At 70.3% G+C, this 17,686-nt stretch carries 14 protein-coding genes; all 14 read left to right on the forward strand.

All coding sequences use genetic code 11. From position 1 onward, the window contains the following. Positions 1-64 precede the first annotated feature (64 nt). The 14 genes from atpE (at position 65) to ACNQOV_RS03030 (ending at position 17,664) form a co-directional block, all read left to right on the forward strand. Positions 65-301: an ATP synthase F0 subunit C gene (gene atpE, locus ACNQOV_RS02965; protein WP_022907197.1), complete on the forward strand. Its 237-nt coding sequence runs from the start codon at positions 65-67 to the stop codon at positions 299-301. Between the two features lie 9 nt (positions 302-310). Continuing rightward, positions 311-871: a F0F1 ATP synthase subunit B gene (locus tag ACNQOV_RS02970; RefSeq protein WP_402263317.1), complete on the forward strand. Its 561-nt coding sequence runs from the start codon at positions 311-313 to the stop codon at positions 869-871. A gap of 2 nt (positions 872-873) precedes the next feature. After that, positions 874-1,668: a F0F1 ATP synthase subunit delta gene (locus tag ACNQOV_RS02975; RefSeq protein WP_402263315.1), complete on the forward strand. Its 795-nt coding sequence runs from the start codon at positions 874-876 to the stop codon at positions 1,666-1,668. Between the two features lie 107 nt (positions 1,669-1,775). Then, positions 1,776-3,404: a F0F1 ATP synthase subunit alpha gene (gene atpA, locus ACNQOV_RS02980; protein WP_416393324.1), complete on the forward strand. Its 1,629-nt coding sequence runs from the start codon at positions 1,776-1,778 to the stop codon at positions 3,402-3,404. Further along, positions 3,405-4,301: a F0F1 ATP synthase subunit gamma gene (locus ACNQOV_RS02985; protein WP_416393325.1), complete on the forward strand. Its 897-nt coding sequence runs from the start codon at positions 3,405-3,407 to the stop codon at positions 4,299-4,301. It begins immediately after the preceding gene. Between the two features lie 47 nt (positions 4,302-4,348). Then, a complete protein-coding gene (gene atpD / locus ACNQOV_RS02990; protein WP_022905457.1) occupies positions 4,349-5,803 on the forward strand; it encodes a F0F1 ATP synthase subunit beta in 1,455 nt (484 codons plus the stop codon). Between the two features lies 1 nt (position 5,804). Continuing rightward, positions 5,805-6,068 (forward strand): F0F1 ATP synthase subunit epsilon, encoded by a 264-nt coding sequence (locus tag ACNQOV_RS02995; protein ID WP_022905458.1) that lies wholly within the window; start codon positions 5,805-5,807, stop codon positions 6,066-6,068. A 5-nt stretch (positions 6,069-6,073) separates the two neighbouring features. Continuing rightward, positions 6,074-6,838: a YaaA family protein gene (locus ACNQOV_RS03000; protein WP_416393431.1), complete on the forward strand. Its 765-nt coding sequence runs from the start codon at positions 6,074-6,076 to the stop codon at positions 6,836-6,838. Between the two features lie 110 nt (positions 6,839-6,948). Continuing rightward, a complete protein-coding gene (locus tag ACNQOV_RS03005; protein WP_416393327.1) occupies positions 6,949-7,506 on the forward strand; it encodes a hypothetical protein in 558 nt (185 codons plus the stop codon). Positions 7,507-7,560: 54 nt separating this feature from the next. Continuing rightward, positions 7,561-8,457 (forward strand): hypothetical protein, encoded by an 897-nt coding sequence (locus ACNQOV_RS03010; protein WP_416393329.1) that lies wholly within the window; start codon positions 7,561-7,563, stop codon positions 8,455-8,457. A 3-nt stretch (positions 8,458-8,460) separates the two neighbouring features. Then, entirely contained in the window at positions 8,461-9,282 is an 822-nt protein-coding gene (locus tag ACNQOV_RS03015; protein WP_416393330.1) for a PP2C family protein-serine/threonine phosphatase, read from the forward strand. Positions 9,283-9,410: 128 nt separating this feature from the next. After that, positions 9,411-10,823: a serine/threonine-protein kinase gene (locus ACNQOV_RS03020; RefSeq protein WP_402263300.1), complete on the forward strand. Its 1,413-nt coding sequence runs from the start codon at positions 9,411-9,413 to the stop codon at positions 10,821-10,823. After that, a complete protein-coding gene (locus ACNQOV_RS03025) occupies positions 10,820-16,627 on the forward strand; it encodes an Ig-like domain-containing protein (RefSeq protein ID WP_416393332.1) in 5,808 nt (1,935 codons plus the stop codon). The genes ACNQOV_RS03020 and ACNQOV_RS03025 overlap by 4 nt, the downstream gene beginning before the upstream one ends. A 65-nt stretch (positions 16,628-16,692) precedes the next feature. Beyond that, positions 16,693-17,664 (forward strand): AAA family ATPase, encoded by a 972-nt coding sequence (locus ACNQOV_RS03030; RefSeq protein ID WP_416393334.1) that lies wholly within the window; start codon positions 16,693-16,695, stop codon positions 17,662-17,664. Positions 17,665-17,686: the final 22 nt, after the last annotated feature.

Below are 17,686 nucleotides of genomic sequence, written 5' to 3' on the forward strand. Positions count from 1 at the left end.
ACGACCTGCACTGACCCCCAATACGGCACGGCATCCGTCGGGCCGCATCCTGAAAGGAAAACACGTGGACGCAACGACCGTTCTCGCGGCAATCTCCGGCAACATCGCGACCGTGGGCTACGGCCTCGCGGCGATCGGCCCGGCCATCGGCGTGGGCATCGTCGTCGGCAAGACGATCGAGTCCGTCGCTCGCCAGCCGGAGCTCCAGGGCCGTCTGACGACCCTCATGTACATCGGTATCGCCTTCACCGAGGCCCTCGCCTTCATCGGTATCGCGACGTACTTCATCTTCACCAACTAAGGCCTCTCGATGCAGAACGCACTGATCCTCGCGGCGGAGGAGACGCACAACCCGCTGATCCCTCCGCTGTACGACATCCTGTGGTCGGCGGTCGCGTTCGTCGTCATCTTGCTGGTCTTCTGGCGGGTCATCATCCCGCGGATCACGAAGATGCTCGACGAGCGCACCGAGGCCATCGAAGGTGGCATCAAGAAGGCGGAGGCTGCTCAGGAGCAGGCCGCTGCCGCGCTCGACGAGTACAACAAGCAGCTCGCCGAGGCTCGCGCCGAGGCGTCCCGCATCCGTGAGCAGGCTCGTTCCGACGCGAACGCGATCGGCAACGAGCTCCGTGAGCAGGCGCAGGCCGATGCAGCACGCATCACCGCCAACGCGCAGGCGCAGATCGAGGCCGAGCGTCAGAGCGCGCTCCAGTCGCTCCGTGCCGAGGTCGGCACGCTCGCGCTCGACCTCGCCTCCGGCGTGATCGGTGAGTCCCTCAAGGACGACGCGAAGTCGACCGCGGTCGTGGATCGCTTCCTCGCCGACCTCGAGGCCTCGCAGGGTTCGTCGGCATCGGCCGGGGAGCGCTGAGCATGCGCAGCGCCACCAGGGAAGCACTGGCGTCCACGAGGGCGGTGCTCGCCGACCTCGGCGGTGCAGCCGACCTCGCCGCCGGTGCCGAGATCCTCGCCGCAGGGCGTGCGATCGCCGGTGCGCCGCAGCTGCTCGGTCTGCTGTCCGACCCGACGGCCGACCCGGCCGGCAAGAAGGTCGTCATCGACCGCGTCTTCGCCGGCCAGTCGGTTGCGACGCGTGCGGTCCTGACCGCGGTGGCCGGCTCGCGCTGGTCCTCGCACCAGGACCTGCTCGTCGGCATCGAGGACGCGGGCATCCGCGCCGTCGCCGCCACCGCCCCCGCGGGCACGCCGATCGAAGCCGAGCTGTTCTCCTTCGAGACCGCCGTCCGCTCGGACGCCGACCTCGAACTGGCGCTGGGCACCAAGCTCGGCAGCCCGTCGGAGAAGAGCGCCCTCGTCGAGCGGCTGCTCGGCGGCAAGGCGACGGAGCAGACCATCGTGATCCTGTCGCACCTCGTGCAGCAGCCGCGCGGTCGGCGCATCGGTGAACTCGTCCGCGACGCCTCGCGCATCGTGGCCGAGCAGGCCGGCAAGCTCGTCGCGACGGTCATCACCGCGACGCCGCTCACCGACGGCCAGGCGGCTCGCGTCGCCCGGGCGCTCGCGCAGCAGCACGGCAAGGACATCAGCATCAACCACGTCGTCGACCCCTCGGTCGTCGGCGGGGTCCGGGTGCAGATCGGCGGCGACGTCATCGACGGCACCGTCTCCACGCGTCTCTCGGAGCTCCGGCTCCAGCTCGCCGGCTGAGCGTACGGTCGAAGCCGCCCCTCCCAAGTCCACAACGGGAACTGCCGAGTCAGGCAGCGTCACCCTCTCGGAGCCGTACGGCCCCGGAAATCAACAAGGAAAATCCCATGGCAGACATCACCATCAGCCCCGATGAGATCCGTGATGCCCTGAAGGACTTCGTCTCGAACTACGAGCCGACGAAGGCCTCCACGGCCGAGGTCGGGCACGTCATCGACGCCGGCGACGGCATCGCGCACGTCGAGGGCCTCCCCGGCGTCATGGCGAACGAGCTCATCCGCTTCGAGGACGGCACGCTCGGCCTCGCGCAGAACCTCGACGAGGACGAGATCGGCGCCATCGTGCTCGGCGAGTTCGCCGGTGTCGAAGAGGGCCAGGAAGTCACCCGCACCGGCGAGGTCCTCTCGGCTCCCGTCGGCGACGGCTTCCTCGGTCGCGTCGTCGACCCGCTCGGCGCCCCGATCGACGGTCTCGGCGAGATCCAGGCCGAGGGCCGCCGCGCTCTCGAGCTGCAGGCGCCCGGCGTCATGTCCCGAAAGTCGGTGCACGAGCCGCTCCAGACCGGCATCAAGGCCATCGACGCGATGATCCCCGTCGGCCGCGGTCAGCGTCAGCTGATCATCGGCGACCGCCAGACCGGCAAGACGGCCATCGCGATCGACACGATCATCAACCAGAAGGCCAACTGGGAGTCCGGCGACGAGGACAAGCAGGTCCGCTGCATCTACGTCGCCATCGGTCAGAAGGGCTCCACGATCGCCTCCGTCAAGGGTGCGCTCGAGGACGCCGGTGCGATGGAGTACACCACCATCGTCGCCGCCCCGGCCTCCGACCCGGCCGGCTTCAAGTACCTCGCCCCGTACACCGGCTCGGCCATCGGTCAGCACTGGATGTACCAGGGCAAGCACGTCCTGATCATCTTCGACGACCTGTCGAAGCAGGCCGAGGCCTACCGTGCCGTGTCGCTCCTCCTGCGTCGTCCGCCGGGCCGCGAGGCCTACCCGGGTGACGTCTTCTACCTGCACTCCCGTCTGCTGGAGCGTTGCGCGAAGCTGTCCGACGAGCTCGGCGCCGGTTCGATGACGGGTCTCCCGATCATCGAGACCAAGGCGAACGACGTCTCGGCGTACATCCCGACCAACGTGATCTCCATCACCGACGGCCAGATCTTCCTGCAGTCGGACCTGTTCAACGCGAACCAGCGTCCGGCCGTCGACGTGGGCATCTCGGTGTCGCGCGTCGGTGGTGACGCGCAGGTCAAGTCGATCAAGAAGGTCTCCGGCACGCTCAAGCTCGAGCTGGCGCAGTACCGCTCGCTCGAGGCGTTCGCGATGTTCGCGTCCGACCTCGACCAGGCGTCGCGTCGCCAGCTGGAGCGCGGTGCCCGTCTGACCGAGCTCCTCAAGCAGCCGCAGTACTCGCCGTACCCGGTCGAGGAGCAGGTCGTCTCGATCTGGGCCGGCACGAACGGCAAGCTCGACGAGGTCCCCGTGGCCGACGTCCTGCGCTTCGAGTCGGAGCTGCTCGACCACCTGCGCCGCAACTCGGACGTGCTAACCACCCTGCGTGAGACGAACCAGCTCAGCGACGACACCGTCGCCGAGATGACGAAGCAGATCGACGAGTTCTCCAAGAGCTTCCAGACGAGCGACGGCAAGACGCTCGGGTCCGAGCAGTTCGAGGCCGCTTCGGCCGAGGACGTCGACCAGGAGCAGATCGTCAAGGGTCGTCGCTAGATGGCAGCGCAGGTCCGGGTCTACCGCCAGCGAATCAAGTCCGCGAAGACCACGAAGAAGGTCACTCGCGCGATGGAACTGATCTCGGCGTCGCGGATCCAGAAGGCGCAGGCCCGCATGGCTGCGTCGGGTCCGTACTCGCGGGCCGTGACGCGTGCGGTGTCGGCCGTGGCGACGTTTTCGAACGTCGACCACGTGCTGACCACCGAGCCGGAGTCGTCGACGCGCGCAGCCGTCGTGCTGTTCACGTCGGACCGCGGTCTGAACGGCGCGTTCAGCACGAACGTCCTCAAGCAGGGCGAGGAGCTCGCCTCCCTGCTCCGCAGCGAGGGCAAGGACGTCGTGTTCTACCTGGTCGGCCGCAAGGCCGTCGGGTACTTCGCGTTCCGTGAGCGTTCGTCCGAGCAGCAGTGGGTCGGCAACACCGACCAGCCGGAGTTCTCGACCGCGAAGTCGATCGGCGACGCCGTCGTGGCGAAGTTCCTGCAGGACACGGCCGAGGGCGGCGTGGACGAGATCCACATCGTCTTCAACCGCTTCCTGAGCCTCGCCACGCAGGAGCCGCAGGTCGTCCGGCTGCTCCCGCTCGAGGTCGTCGAGGGGGTCGAGGCCCCGTCGAACGACGAGCCGCTCTACGAGTTCGAGCCGGACGCCGACGCGGTGCTCGACGCGCTGCTGCCGGTCTACATCGAGAGCCGCATCTTCAACGCCATGCTCCAGTCGGCTGCCTCCGAGCACGCCGCCCGGCAGAAGGCGATGAAGGCGGCGAGCGACAACGCCGACTCGCTCATCCGCGACTTCACGCGTCTCGCGAACAACGCCCGACAGGCCGAGATCACCCAGCAGATCTCCGAGATCGTCGGCGGCGCCGACGCCCTCTCGTCGAAGAAGAAGTAGTCCGCGTCGTTCGCGGACAGTTACCCACCCTCAGGAAGGCACCAGCCATGACCGACACCGCAACCACCGCGGTCGAGACGTCGTCGGCGCCCGGTGTCGGCCGGATCGCCCGTGTCACGGGCCCCGTCGTCGACATCGAGTTCCCGCACGACGCCATCCCCGAGATGTACAACCTCCTGTTCACGACCATCACCATCGGTGACTCGTCGCAGGAGATCGGCCTCGAGGTCGCGCAGCACCTCGGCGACGACCTCGTCCGCGCCATCTCCCTGAAGCCGACCGACGGTCTGGTCCGTGGCCAGGAGGTCCGTGACTCGGGCGCTCCGATCTCGGTCCCCGTCGGCGACGTCACCAAGGGCAAGGTCTTCGACGTGCTGGGCAACGTGCTCAACACCGACGAGAAGCTCGAGATCACCGAGCGCTGGCCGATCCACCGCAAGGCCCCGGCCTTCGACCAGCTCGAGTCGAAGACCTCCATGTTCGAGACCGGCATCAAGTCGATCGACCTCCTCACCCCGTACGTGCAGGGTGGCAAGATCGGCCTCTTCGGTGGTGCGGGCGTCGGCAAGACGGTCCTCATCCAGGAGATGATCCAGCGCGTCGCGCAGGACCACGGTGGTGTGTCGGTGTTCGCCGGTGTCGGCGAGCGCACCCGTGAGGGCAACGACCTCATCGGCGAGATGGAAGAGGCGGGCGTCTTCGACAAGACCGCCCTCGTGTTCGGCCAGATGGACGAGCCGCCGGGAACGCGTCTGCGCGTGGCCCTGTCGGCGCTGACGATGGCGGAGTACTTCCGCGATGTCCAGAAGCAGGACGTGCTCCTCTTCATCGACAACATCTTCCGCTTCACGCAGGCCGGCTCCGAGGTCTCCACGCTGCTCGGCCGCATGCCGTCCGCGGTGGGCTACCAGCCGAACCTCGCCGACGAGATGGGTGTGCTCCAGGAGCGCATCACCTCGACGCGTGGTCACTCGATCACCTCGCTGCAGGCGATCTACGTCCCGGCCGACGACTACACCGACCCGGCGCCGGCCACCACGTTCGCGCACCTGGACGCCACGACCGAGCTGTCGCGTGAGATCGCTTCGCAGGGTCTCTACCCGGCGATCGACCCGCTGACGTCGACCTCGCGGATCATGGACCCCCGGTACCTGGGTGCCGACCACTACGAGACGGCCACGCGCGTCAAGCAGATCCTCCAGAAGAACAAGGAACTGCAGGAGATCATCGCCATCCTCGGTGTCGACGAGCTCTCCGAAGAGGACAAGATCACGGTCGAGCGCGCTCGTCGGATCCAGCAGTTCCTCTCGCAGAACACGTACATGGCGAAGAAGTTCACGGGCGTCGAAGGTTCGACCGTTCCGCTGAAGGACACCATCGAGTCCTTCCGCGCCATCGCCGACGGCGAGTTCGACCACGTGGCCGTGCAGGCCTTCTTCAACGTCGGTGGCATCAACGACGTCGAAGAGAAGTGGGCGCAGATCCAGAAGGAGAACCGCTGACATGGCGGCACTCACCGTGAGCGTCGTCTCGGCCGACCGCGAGGTCTGGTCGGGCGACGCCACCATGGTCGTGGCACGCACGACGGAAGGCCAGATCGGTATCCTCGCGGGACACGAGCCGCTGCTCGCGACCCTCGCGCAGGGACAGGTCCGCATCACCCGGGCCGACGGCTCGACGGTGGCGGCGGACGCCGAGGATGGCTTCCTGTCGGTCGAGCACGACACGGTCACGATCGTGGCGCGGCAGGCCGCGCTGGCGTCCTGACCGGACTGACCGTCCTCCTCCCGCCTTCGGAGACGAAGCGGGAGGGTGGGGACACGGAGCACACGCTCGACCTGCGTGCGCTCTCCTTCCCGGAGCTGGCTGCTGAACGGGCCGCGGTGATCACCGCGGCCCGTTCCGTCAGTTCCGAGGAGTCCTCTGCCCGGACGGCCCTCAAGCTCGGCCCGAAGTCGATCGGGGAGCGCGTGCGCAACCTCGAACTCGAGACCTCGGGCACCATGCCGGCGATCGACCGGTACACGGGCGTGCTCTACGACCCGCTCGGCGCGCTCGACGCCGACCTCGCGACCCGGACGTGGTGGTTCGACCACGTCGTGGTGCAGTCCGCCATGTTCGGCCCGATCCGGGGCGGTGACCTCGTCCCTGCCTACCGCCTGTCCCACGACTCGCGGCTCGGTTCCGTGCGGCTCGCGTCGCTCTGGCCGGAGCCGGCCGCTCGGGCGCTGGCGGAGCACACGGCCGACGGTCTCGTGCTCGACCTGCGGTCCGAGGGGTACCGCCAGCTCGGTCCCGTTGCCGGTGCCGTGGTCCCGCGTGTGGTGAGCGTGGACGCGTCCGGCCGCCGCAAGGCCCTGAACCACTGGAACAAGACCGCCAAGGGACGGCTCGTCGCACTCCTCGCCCGGTCGGGCGCGGCGATCGCGACGTCGGACGACCTGCTCGACTGGGCCGCCGCGCACGGGGTCGTCCTCGAGCGCCACGACGGCGCCTGGGACCTCGTCGCCGAGAGCCTCGAACCCGCGACGGTCTGATCCGCTGCGCCGCCCCACTCGTCCTCCACAGCACGGGTGGGGCGGTTCCCGTTCCACAGGTGCTCCCGATCACGGGGCCTGGAGGCGCGGCATGCGTTTCGATGACGTGCATGATCCCCGTCACGACACGAAGCCGTCCCGATGCCGCAGTGCGCTACCCGCGCGAGATCGCGGCCGCCGTCACCCTCCCCGCCGCCTGCGCGGCGCTCGTCGCGCCGCCGGACGCGCCGACGTCACGCGCCGGGTCCATCGCGATCGTCATGGCCTGCGCCGCCCTGTCGACCCGGCTCGGGGTGATCCGGTTCCTGGCCGAACGGTCCCCGGTCGACCCGCGCGCGGCACGGCCGTTCGACCCCTTCCACGACCCGACGCCACCGGCGCTCCGCGGGTTCGGGCCCGCTCCGGAGAGCGGTCGACTCCGGACCGCCGGAGATCGGTGCGCCGACGCGTGGCGGCTCTGGCGCGCCGAGGACGCCGGTGCCGACTCAGCCGCCGGTGCCGCCGGGGCCTTGGCGGTGGCGGCGTGGTGCTCCTGGGCGCTCGGGTCGACCGCTCGGGCACAGACCCGTGCGCAGCACGCGCTCGACACCCGGGCGGACGACCCCCTGGCGGCACTCGTGCTCCGGTCGGTGCGGGCACGGAGCGGGCCCGCGTGGGACCGCGGATGACGGACGGCGGACAGGATCGTCTACGGTTGTCTCGACCACGCTTGGAGGGCTCGGGTGCGCGACGACGACATCGACGACACCGTCGTCCGTCGACCCCGTACCGAGCACTCCGTCGATCGTCTCGACGATGCACTCGGGGACACGGTGATCCGTCCGGTCCCGCCCCTCCCGGGCATGCCGAGCGTGCCGGACCCGGCGCACTACCCGCTCGGGGACACGGTGATCCGCCCGGTGCCGCCGATCCCGGGCACGAACGCCTCGCCGCCGTCGTCGGATGACGTCGACGACACGGTGATCCGTGCGGTGCGTTCGGTGCCCGCCGCGCCGGGAGCGTCCCATTCCGCGGCGTCGGACCAGGCCGACGACACCCTGGTGCGACCCGGTCGGGCGCCGCGCCCGGCGGACGACGCGGTCGACGACACCCTGGTGGGCGGCCGGACGCAACCGGGCGACCAGGCCGGCGTGCCCGCCCAGGGCGACCCGCGCCTCCCGTCCGAGCGTCCCGGACCCTCGACCAGGGTGCCGTCCGTGCGGATCGGCGGCCGTGTCATCCGACTCGACCACCCGGTGATCGTGGGCCGACGGCCCGCGCTGCCGCGGATCCTGCGCGGCCCGTCGCCGGAACTGGTGTCCGTCCCGTCGCCGAGCGGCCAGGTGTCGTCCTCGCACGTGCTCCTGCACGCCGAGGGCGAGGCGGCCGTGGTCGACGACCTCCGCTCCACCAACGGCACCGTCGTCCGGCCCGCCGGCTCGGCACCGTTCCGGATGCCGTCGGGTGCGTCGAACGTCGTGCTGACGGGTACGGTTGTCGAGATCGGTGACGGCAACGTGATCGAGGTCCTCTCGCCACACCTGCGGGTCGCACCGTCGTCGAGGGACCTCCCACCCCTTCCCACGTGGCCGACCGACCCACCCGCCGGCACGCCCCGAACCCCCAGAGAGCGATCCTGAAACGTGACCGAACTCGGCCGAGCAGCGACTGCGCACGCCATCGACGTCCCCGGTGCCGACGGCGCCACCCTGACGCTCTCGTGGGGAGCGGCGACCGACGTCGGTCGACGTCGTGACCACAACGAGGACAGCTACATCGTCGGCGCCCCCTTCTTCGTGGTCGCCGACGGCATGGGCGGCCACCTCGCCGGCGACCGTGCGAGCGATGCCGTGGTCCGTCGGCTCGAACAGGCGACGGAGAGCCCGTTCACGACGCGGCAGTCGATCCAGCGAGCGCTCCTGCTCGCCACCGCCGACATCGAGCGGGCCGCCGGCGGCAACGCCATCGGCGCCGGGACGACCGTGACCGGCATCGCGCTCGTCGCGGCCCAGGGACAGCCCGCCGCGCTGGTCTTCAACGTCGGCGACTCGCGCACCTACCGCATCGAGGGCGGGGTGCTCCGACGCGTCACCGTCGACCACTCGGTCGTCCAGGAGATGGTCGACGCCGGTCTGCTCCGCGCCGAGGACGCCGAACGCCACCCGGACAGCAACGTCATCACCCGGGCCGTGGGCTTCGGCGAGCCGCCGGAGCCGGACTGGTGGACCCTGCCGCTCCGTGCGGGGGACCGGTACATCGTCTGCTCAGACGGGCTCACCAAGGAGCTCGGCGACGCGGGCATCGCCCGGATCGCCGCACGCGTGCCGGCGGCACAGGACCTCGCTGAACGACTCGTCGGCGACGCGGTCGTCGCGGGCGGTCGTGACAACGTCACCGTCGTCGTAGTGCAAGTGGACGCGGCCCCCGACGACGGCGACGTCGAGGACACGTTGCCCCGACACTGAGTGGCCCCCGAACTGGGGGGCGGGTGGCCAGCGGCCGTGCGCGGAGTGCGGAATGTCGGTCACCCACGGTTCGTACAATGGCATGGCCGTGACGAGAGAGCTGGCCGCTCGGCCGGGGAGGAGTGACGATGGCGCGACGCCTGCCGTCCACCCCGCCCGTCATCGCGGGCTTCAGCCCCGTGCACGTCCTCGGTTCCGGCGGCTTCGCCGACGTCTTCCTCTACGAGCAGGACATGCCGCGCCGGCAGGTCGCGGTGAAGGTGCTGCTCGACGAGGTCGTCGACGACCGCGTCCGGCAGATGTTCCAGGCCGAGGCGAACCTGATGGCGCGCCTCAGCACGCACCCGTCGATCCTGACGGTGTTCCAGGCGAGCGTGGCCTCCGACGGTCGACCGTACCTGGTGATGGAACTCTGCTCGTCGTCGCTCAGCGAGCGGTACCGGCGCGAGCCGATCCCCGTGTCCGAGGTCCTCGCGATCGGCATCCGCATCGGCTCCGCGCTCGAGACGGCACACCGTGAAGGCGTGCTGCACCGCGACATCAAGCCGTCCAACATCCTGCTCACCGCCTACGGCAACCCCGTGCTCTCCGACTTCGGCATCGCGGCGACCATCGGGGAGGCCGACCCGGACGAGCCGATCGGCATGTCGATCCCGTGGTCCGCGCCCGAGGTGCTCATCGACGAGTCGCGCGGCACGATCCAGTCCGAGGTCTACTCGCTGGCCGCCACGGTCTTCTCCCTGCTCGCCGGTCGCAGCCCGTTCGAGGTCCGCGGTGGCAAGAACGGCGCGGCCGACCTCATGGGGCGGATCGACAAGGGCGGCGTGAAGCCGACCGGCCGGACCGACGTCCCGCCCTCCCTCGAACGCCTGCTCGCGGCCGCGATGTCCCGCAAGGTCGCCGGGCGCCCCACGACGGTGATGGAGCTCGTCCGCGGCTTCCAGCAGGTCGAGGCCGAGCTCGGCATCCCGCAGACGTCGGCGGACGTGGCGGTCGAGGCGTGGGCCGTCGCGACGCCCACCCCTGCCGGCGACCGGACGATGATCCGTGAACTCCAGCCCCCGACCCGGGTCGGGGCACGCCGTCGGACCCGCAAGGCGGTGCAGGGCGGGTCCGCTGTGTCGGCGGGGCAGAGCGTCGGCACGGTTCACCGCACCGGCTCCGTCACCCGCGCCCGTCGTCGGACGCGTTCGACCCTGGTCTGGGCGACCTCGATCGCGGTCGTCGTGGTCGCGGCCCTCGCCGTCGCCACCGTGCTCGTGATCGGGCGGCTCGGTTCGGGTGCGATCCCGGTCGTCGCCGACGTCCGAGCCGAGCCGTCGCCGTCGTCCGTCACGTTCACCTGGGCGGACCCCGGACTGCGCTCGGGCGACACCTACGTCATCTCGTCGAACGGCGCCGCCAGCCAGCAGACGGGCACCAGCTTCGTCGTCTCCGGGCAGGAGGGCGACGAGGAGTGCATCGCCGTCGCGGTCAACCGTGACGGCAAGACCGGGGTCGCGAGCGCACAGAAGTGCGCCACGATCGGGAGTGCCGGGTGATCCGGGCGTTCCTCGCGAAGCACCGGTCCGCAGCGGTGACGGTCGGCGCCTCGGTCGTCGTCGGTGCGGTCGTCGCGACCGCGGCCGTCGTCTCCAGCGGGTACCACACGCAGCGGGTCGACCTCGGCGACGGCACCGTCTGGGTGCCGTCGGCCGAGTACGGGGCGGTCGGTCGTGCGAACACCGGGGTGCTGCAGCTCAACACCGCGGTCGAGACCGCGAGCGACGACCTGTCCGTCCTGCAGCGCGGGTCGACGGTCTACAGCGTGGACGAGACCAAGGGCACCGTGGCGAAGGTCGACGTCGCCGACGCCACGGTCGCCGATCCCGTCACACTGCCGGCCGGGACCCCGCAGGTGTTCTTCGCCGGGTCCACGGCGGTGATCGGCAACGGGGACACCGGCGAGCTCTGGGCGACCCCCGCGAAGGACCTCGGCGAGTTCGACGCGTCCACCAAGGCCGACCTCACCCTCGGTGCCGATGCGGTCTTCGACGCCTCCGACGAGCACGTCGCCGTCTACTCGCCGCGGACCGGCTCCGCAGCGCTCGTCGACGTGGGCACCACGCCGACCGTCGCGAAGCGGTGGACCGTCAAGATGGACCGTGCCGACGACTTCCAGGTCGCGTCCTTCGGGGACCACCTCGCGGTCCTCGACCGCACCTCGGGACGGATGTCCGTGGACGGTCGCACGGTCGAGCTCGGTGACCGGGTCGGCAGCGCACCCGCCCTGCAGCACTCGGCCGACGACGCATCCGAGGTCGTCGTCGCCGGCACCGCCGGGCTCGTCCGGGTCTCGGCCTCCGGGGACGTCAGTTCCACCGCGCTCCAGGTGTCCGGCCGGGCCGCGCGACCCACCGTCGTGGGCACCTGCACGTACGCGGCGTGGGCCGGCGGGCAGGCCATGGACACCTGCAGGGGATCCGGGCTGCAGCGGCTCCAGAGCACCGCGGGCACGGGCGACCTGCAGATCCTGCACAACGGCGAGACGGTCGTCGCGAATGACCCGCAGAGCGGACGCTCCTGGGCGATCGACCGCAGCGGGCAGCTCATCGACAACTGGGCCGACCTCATCAAGAAGGACGAGGACCAGCAGCAGGAGCAGGTCTCCGACGACGACCCCGAGGTCGAGAAGGACCAGAAGCCGCCGGTGGCGGTCGACGACGACCTGGGCGCTCGTCCTGGACGCACCACGAGCCTCCCGGTCCTCCTGAACGACTACGACCCGAACGGTGACCCGATCATCGTGAGCGAGGTCGGCACCATCGACGACGCGATCGGCAAGGTGGCCATCGTCGGCGACGGACAGCGGCTGCAGATCACCCTGTCCGGGCGTGCAACGGGCACCGTGTCGTTCCCGTACACGATCACCGACGGCAACGGCGGGTCGGACACCGCCACGGTGCGGGTCACCGTCCGCCCCGAGTCCGAGAACGAGGCACCCCGTCAGGTCCGCGACACATCGGCCGACGTCGTGCAGAACGGCCACGTCGTCTCCGACGTGCTCGGCGACTGGGTCGACCCCGACGGCGACCCGGTGTACCTGAAGTCGGCGACCGCAGCGGACGGGGACCGGGTGTCGACGACGCCCGATGGCCTGCTCGACTACCGCAACACGAGCGCGCGCACCGGTGACCGTGCGGTCCAGCTGGTGGTGAGCGACGGACGTGCCGACGGACGGGGTTCGGTCACGATCCACGTCGCGAAGCAGGGGAGCGTGCCGCTGTACGCCGACCCGTTCCCCGTGCGCGGCTACGCGGGCAAGGCCTTCACGGTCGACCCGCTCGACCACGTCCGCGGCGGCAACGGCACGGTCACGCTCACGAGTGTGTCCTCGTCGACCGGCCTGACGGTCACCCCGAGCTACGACTCCGGGACGTTCCGGGTCCAGGGCGCCGGTGCGGGCGAGCACCAGCTCGAGTACACCGTGACCGACGGCACGAAGACGTCGAGCGGCATCGTGCGCGTGACGATCCTCGCCCCGCCGGACGCGTCGACCGCGCCGATCACGACGCCGAAGACCGTGTTCGTCAACACCCTGTCGACGAAGGACACCGACGTCACCGCCACCGACATCGACCCGGCCGGCGGCGTCCTGCTCGTGACCGCGCTCGACGGGCCCGAACGCGGCTCCGGCGTCGAGGCGAGCATCCTCGACCAGCACACCGTGCGGGTGACCCTCACCGCGCCGCTCGACGGTCCGGTCTCGTTCGGCTACACCGAGACGAACGGTCTGGCCTCGGCGACCGGAACGATCACCGTGGTCGAGATCCCGAAGCCGGACCGGATCCAGCCGCCCGTCGCGCAGCCGGACAGCGCGACCGTCCGCGTGGGCGACGTCGCGAACATCGACGTGCTCGACAACGACACGCAGCCCGAGGGGGAGCCCCTCACGCTGCAGCCCGACCTCGTGCAGAACGTGCCCGGTGACGGCGGCCTGTTGTTCGTCTCCGGCGACCACCTGCGGTACCTCGCGCCGACGACCCCGGGCAACTACACCGCGGTGTACCGGGTCGCCGGACCCGACGGGCAGTACGCCGACGCGACGGTGTCGATCTCGGTGCGCGAACGCGACGCCGCGACGAACAACCCGCCCGTCCCGCAGACCGTGACCGCGCGGGTCGTCGCCGGACAGTCCGTCCGCGTGTCGATCCCGTTGAACGGCATCGACCCCGACGGTGACTCCGTGCAACTCGTCGGCGTCGCGTCCAACCCCGACAAGGGCTCCGTCGCCGACGTCTCCACGGACGCGTTGACGTACGAGGCCGGCGACTACTCGGCGGGAACCGACGAGTTCACCTACACGGTCGTCGACGCCCTCGGCGCCCGCGCGACCGGCACCGTGCGCGTCGGCATCGCGCCGCGGGCAGAACAGGCGTCGAACCCCGTCGCCGAGGCCGACCACGTGACGATCCGTCCGGGTGGATCGGTGACCGTCAGGGTGCTGCAGAACGACTCCGACCCCGAGGGCGGCCAGCTGACCGTCACGAAGGCCGAGCCCACCGCCGACGGCGTCTCGGCGAAGATCCTGCAGAAGCAGCAGATCCGGGTGACGCCGCCCAAGTCGGCGAAGCGCGGCGACTACGCGGTCCTGTACACGGTGACGAACGAGAACGGCGGCGCGAGCACGGCCTTCCTCACCGTCACGGTCGACCCGGACGCTCTGCCGCTGCGCCCCGAGGTCGACGACACCACGCTCGACCTGCAGGACATCCTGCACCGGCAGAGCGTGACCGTCGACGTGCTCGAGAACGTCTTCTTCGCCGAGGGGACCACCGCCGACCTCAAGGTGGGCGTCGTCGACGGGTACGGCGACAACGCCCGCACCACCGACGACGGGCGGATCGTCGTCCGGCTGTCCGACGACTCGCAGGTCATCCCGTTCTCGGTCGCCCGCGTCGACCACCCGGACATCGTCTCCTACGGGTTCATCCACGTCCCCGGCTTCGACGACGCCCTGCCCCAGGTGAACCGCACCGCCGGCGCCATCACCGTGAAGAGCGAAGCCACCGTCCGGATCCCGCTGTCGAAGTACGTCGTCACCGCGAACGGGCAGACCGCGAAGATCACCGACCGCGGCACGGTGAAGGCGACGCACGCGAACGGCCAGGGGCTCGTCGTCGACTCCTCGACGCTGCAGTTCACCTCGTCGAAGCTCTACTACGGCAACGCGTCGATCTCGTTCGAGGTCACCGACGGGTCGAACGCGAACGGCGGCAAGGGCCGGGTCGCGACACTCGTGCTGCCGATCAAGGTGACGCCCCGGTCCAACCAGCCGCCCGCGTTCACCGGCTCCGCGGTCGACATGCAGCCGGGGGAGTCGCGCACCATCGACCTCGGCAAGCTCACCGACTACCCGTACCCGCAGGACCTGCCCGAGCTCAAGTACTCCGTCGTCAGCAAGCCGAGCGACGGGACCACCGCGACGATCAGCGGCCAGACCCTGACCATCACGGTCGCCGACACCGCGAAGAAGAACACCACCGCCTCGATCGGCATCGGGGTCGCCGACGACGCCAATGCCGGCCGGTCGGGCGTCATCACCGTGGACGTCGTCGCCTCGACGCGACCGCTCGTGCAGCCGGGAGCCGACACGTCCGTAACGAAGCGTGGCCAGACGACCACGATCGACGTCCTCGCCAACGACCAGCCGACGAACCCGTTCCCGGGCCAGCGGCTGCGCGTCGTGAACATCCGCGGGCTCGGTGGCGGGCTGCCCGGCGGCGTGACCGTCACGCCGAGCGCCGACAAGTCCCGCCTGCAGGTCAGCGTGTCGGACAACGCCAAGCCCGTCGACACGCACCTGCAGTACCAGGTGGCCGACGCGACGGACGACCCTGACCGCTACGTCTGGGGCGACGTCACCATCTCGGTGCAGGACGTGCCGGACGCACCGGGTGCCCCCACCCGCACCGGCTCCTACCAGGGCGGCCAGGCGACCCTGACGTGGTCGACCCCGCAGGCGAACAACTCGCCGATCACGGGCTACCGACTGCAGGGCACCAACGGGGTCGCGAAGGACTGCGGGACCGCGACGGTGTGCACGATCACGGGTCTCGACCCGAAGGGCTCGTACCAGTTCTCCGTCGTGGCGACGAACGCGGTCGGGGACTCGGACGCCTCGGCGAACTCCAGCCCGATCAGCGCGGACTTCGTCCCCGCCCCGCCGACGGGCATCGCCGTCACCCCGAGCACGAGCACGCCGAACCAACTCGACGTGCAGTGGAACCAGGTGGCCGCGCCGAACAACGGAAGCGCGGTGGACAACTACGTCGTGACGATCGAGGGCCCGGGTCTCTCCACCACGCGGAGCACCGGCACGGCGACGAACACGTCGTTCACCGGCGCACAGAGCGGGGCCAAGTACACCGTGACGATCTCGGCCCGGAACGGCGCCGACCGCAACGGCACGGTCGTGCAGTGGAACTCGGCGTCCGGGAGCGGCTCCGCCGTGGGGTCACCCGCGACGCCGAACCTCACCGCCACGGGCGACCGGAGCGGCTCGAGCACGGCGGTCTCCCTGAACGCCACCGAGTCCGACTGGGCCGGCGGAACGCCCTCGTGGAAGATCGCGAAGTACGCCGCGAGCACGCCGATCCCGTCCGGCTGCTCCACCGACGGCGCCGAGCGGGTGTGGAACACCAGCAGCGCATCGGACACGATCACGAGCCAGTACCGCTACGTCGCGTACGCCGACAACGGACTCTTCTGCTCGGCGTCCCAGCCCGCGAGCGTCGAGGGCTTCCAGACACCCGATGCCCCCACCGGCAGCGTGAGCGTCGACGCCGATGGTCGCAACCCACAGAACTTCGTGATCACCGCGACCGCGTCCGGATCGACCCGCTACCTGTACTACTCGGTCAACGGCGGAACGCCCGTCCGGTTCAACGGCACCGCGTCGCTCGGTGCCGGCGCGGGCAACGGCATCGCCACGAGCGTCGTGTTCACCTCGTGCGCGACGGACGGTGACTACTGCGCGTCGAGCGCCGCGTCCACCGGGACGGCCTACACGACGCACGCCAGCATCGTCAGCGCGGTCGAGGGCCAGCTCCCCGTCGTCAACCCGCCCGACAACAACGGCAACGCCAGCGACGTCTACAAGCCGTCGTACAAGGTGGAGTACTGCACGAGGCAGCTCCTCGGCACCTACAGCTGCACCGAGGACAAGCCGGACAACGGCGGCAAGTACTCGTTGAGCGACACCGTGCCGTCGGGGTTCGATGCGATCCGGGTGACCGCTACCGTCAACGGGAACACCGATCCGCGCCCGGACACCTTCGACATCACCCGCGCCTCCGGCACCTGAGTCCCGTCCCCGCCCTGCCCTACGCTGCCCCTACTGCCATCCCCGAGAACGAGGAACGACACCGCATGAGCATGACCCCGGAGCAGGCCACCTGGTTCGCCGACGTCGCAGGCCGCATCGTGACCAACGTCGAGCAGGTGCTCCTCGGGAAGACGTTCGTGATCCGTCTCGCGGTCACGGCGATGCTCAGCGAGGGGCACCTGCTGCTCGAGGACGTCCCCGGCACGGGCAAGACGAGCCTGGCGCGCGCGATGGCCCAGAGCGTGCAGGGGTCGACGAACCGCATCCAGTTCACGCCGGACCTGCTGCCGGGTGACATCACGGGCATCAGCGTCTACGACCAGAAGACCCAGGAGTTCGACTTCCACCGGGGCCCGATCTTCTCGAACATCGTGCTGGCTGACGAGATCAACCGTGCAAGCCCGAAGACGCAGTCGGCACTGCTCGAGGCGATGGAGGAGTCCGCGGTCACGGTCGACGGCGTCAACCACCGACTCGCTGCGCCGTTCATGGTGATCGCGACGCAGAACCCCGTGGAGCAGGCCGGCACGTACCGGCTGCCGGAGGCCCAGCTGGACCGCTTCCTGATGAAGGCGTCGATCGGCTACCCGGACCACGCGGCGACGGTGAAGATCCTCGAGACGTCGTCGGCGCCGTCGAGCTCGGTCCCGCTGGCGAGCGTGGTGCCGGCGGCGACCATCACCGAGATGGCGACGCTCGCGCGGTCGGTCCACGTCGACCCGACGATCGCGGACTACGTCGCCCGGCTGGTGGACGCGACGCGCTCGGCGAGCGAGGTCCGGCTCGGCGTCAGCGTCCGCGGCGCCATGGGGCTCATGCGCGCTTCCCGTGTCTTCGCCGCGCTGGCCGGCCGTCACTACGTGACACCGGACGACGTGAAGGCCCTCGCGGTACCGATCCTGGCGCACCGCCTGGTGCTCGACGCCGAGGCCGAGTTCGACGGCGTCAGCGCGACGAGCGTCGTCGCACAGCTGTTGGTCGAGACCCCGCCGCCGGCGGACCGGGCCGCGTCGTGACCGACCGCCGGCCCGTCTCGAC

The sequence above is a fragment of the Curtobacterium sp. LFS084 genome (assembly GCF_047977705.1).
Lineage (GTDB): Bacteria > Actinomycetota > Actinomycetes > Actinomycetales > Microbacteriaceae > Curtobacterium.

Bases quoted from the DNA above. Each gene is read 5' to 3' on its own strand.
- ACNQOV_RS03005 (WP_416393327.1), top strand. From the start codon at position 6,949: ATGATCCCCGTCACGACACGAAGCCGTCCCGATGCCGCAGTGCGCTAC.
- ACNQOV_RS02975 (WP_402263315.1), top strand. From the start codon at position 874: ATGCGCAGCGCCACCAGGGAAGCACTGGCGTCCACGAGGGCGGTGCTC.
- atpA (WP_416393324.1), top strand. From the start codon at position 1,776: ATGGCAGACATCACCATCAGCCCCGATGAGATCCGTGATGCCCTGAAG.
- ACNQOV_RS03030 (WP_416393334.1), top strand. From the start codon at position 16,693: ATGAGCATGACCCCGGAGCAGGCCACCTGGTTCGCCGACGTCGCAGGC.
- atpD (WP_022905457.1), top strand. From the start codon at position 4,349: ATGACCGACACCGCAACCACCGCGGTCGAGACGTCGTCGGCGCCCGGT.
- ACNQOV_RS02985 (WP_416393325.1), top strand. From the start codon at position 3,405: ATGGCAGCGCAGGTCCGGGTCTACCGCCAGCGAATCAAGTCCGCGAAG.
- ACNQOV_RS02970 (WP_402263317.1), top strand. From the start codon at position 311: ATGCAGAACGCACTGATCCTCGCGGCGGAGGAGACGCACAACCCGCTG.
- ACNQOV_RS02995 (WP_022905458.1), top strand. From the start codon at position 5,805: ATGGCGGCACTCACCGTGAGCGTCGTCTCGGCCGACCGCGAGGTCTGG.
- ACNQOV_RS03020 (WP_402263300.1), top strand. From the start codon at position 9,411: ATGGCGCGACGCCTGCCGTCCACCCCGCCCGTCATCGCGGGCTTCAGC.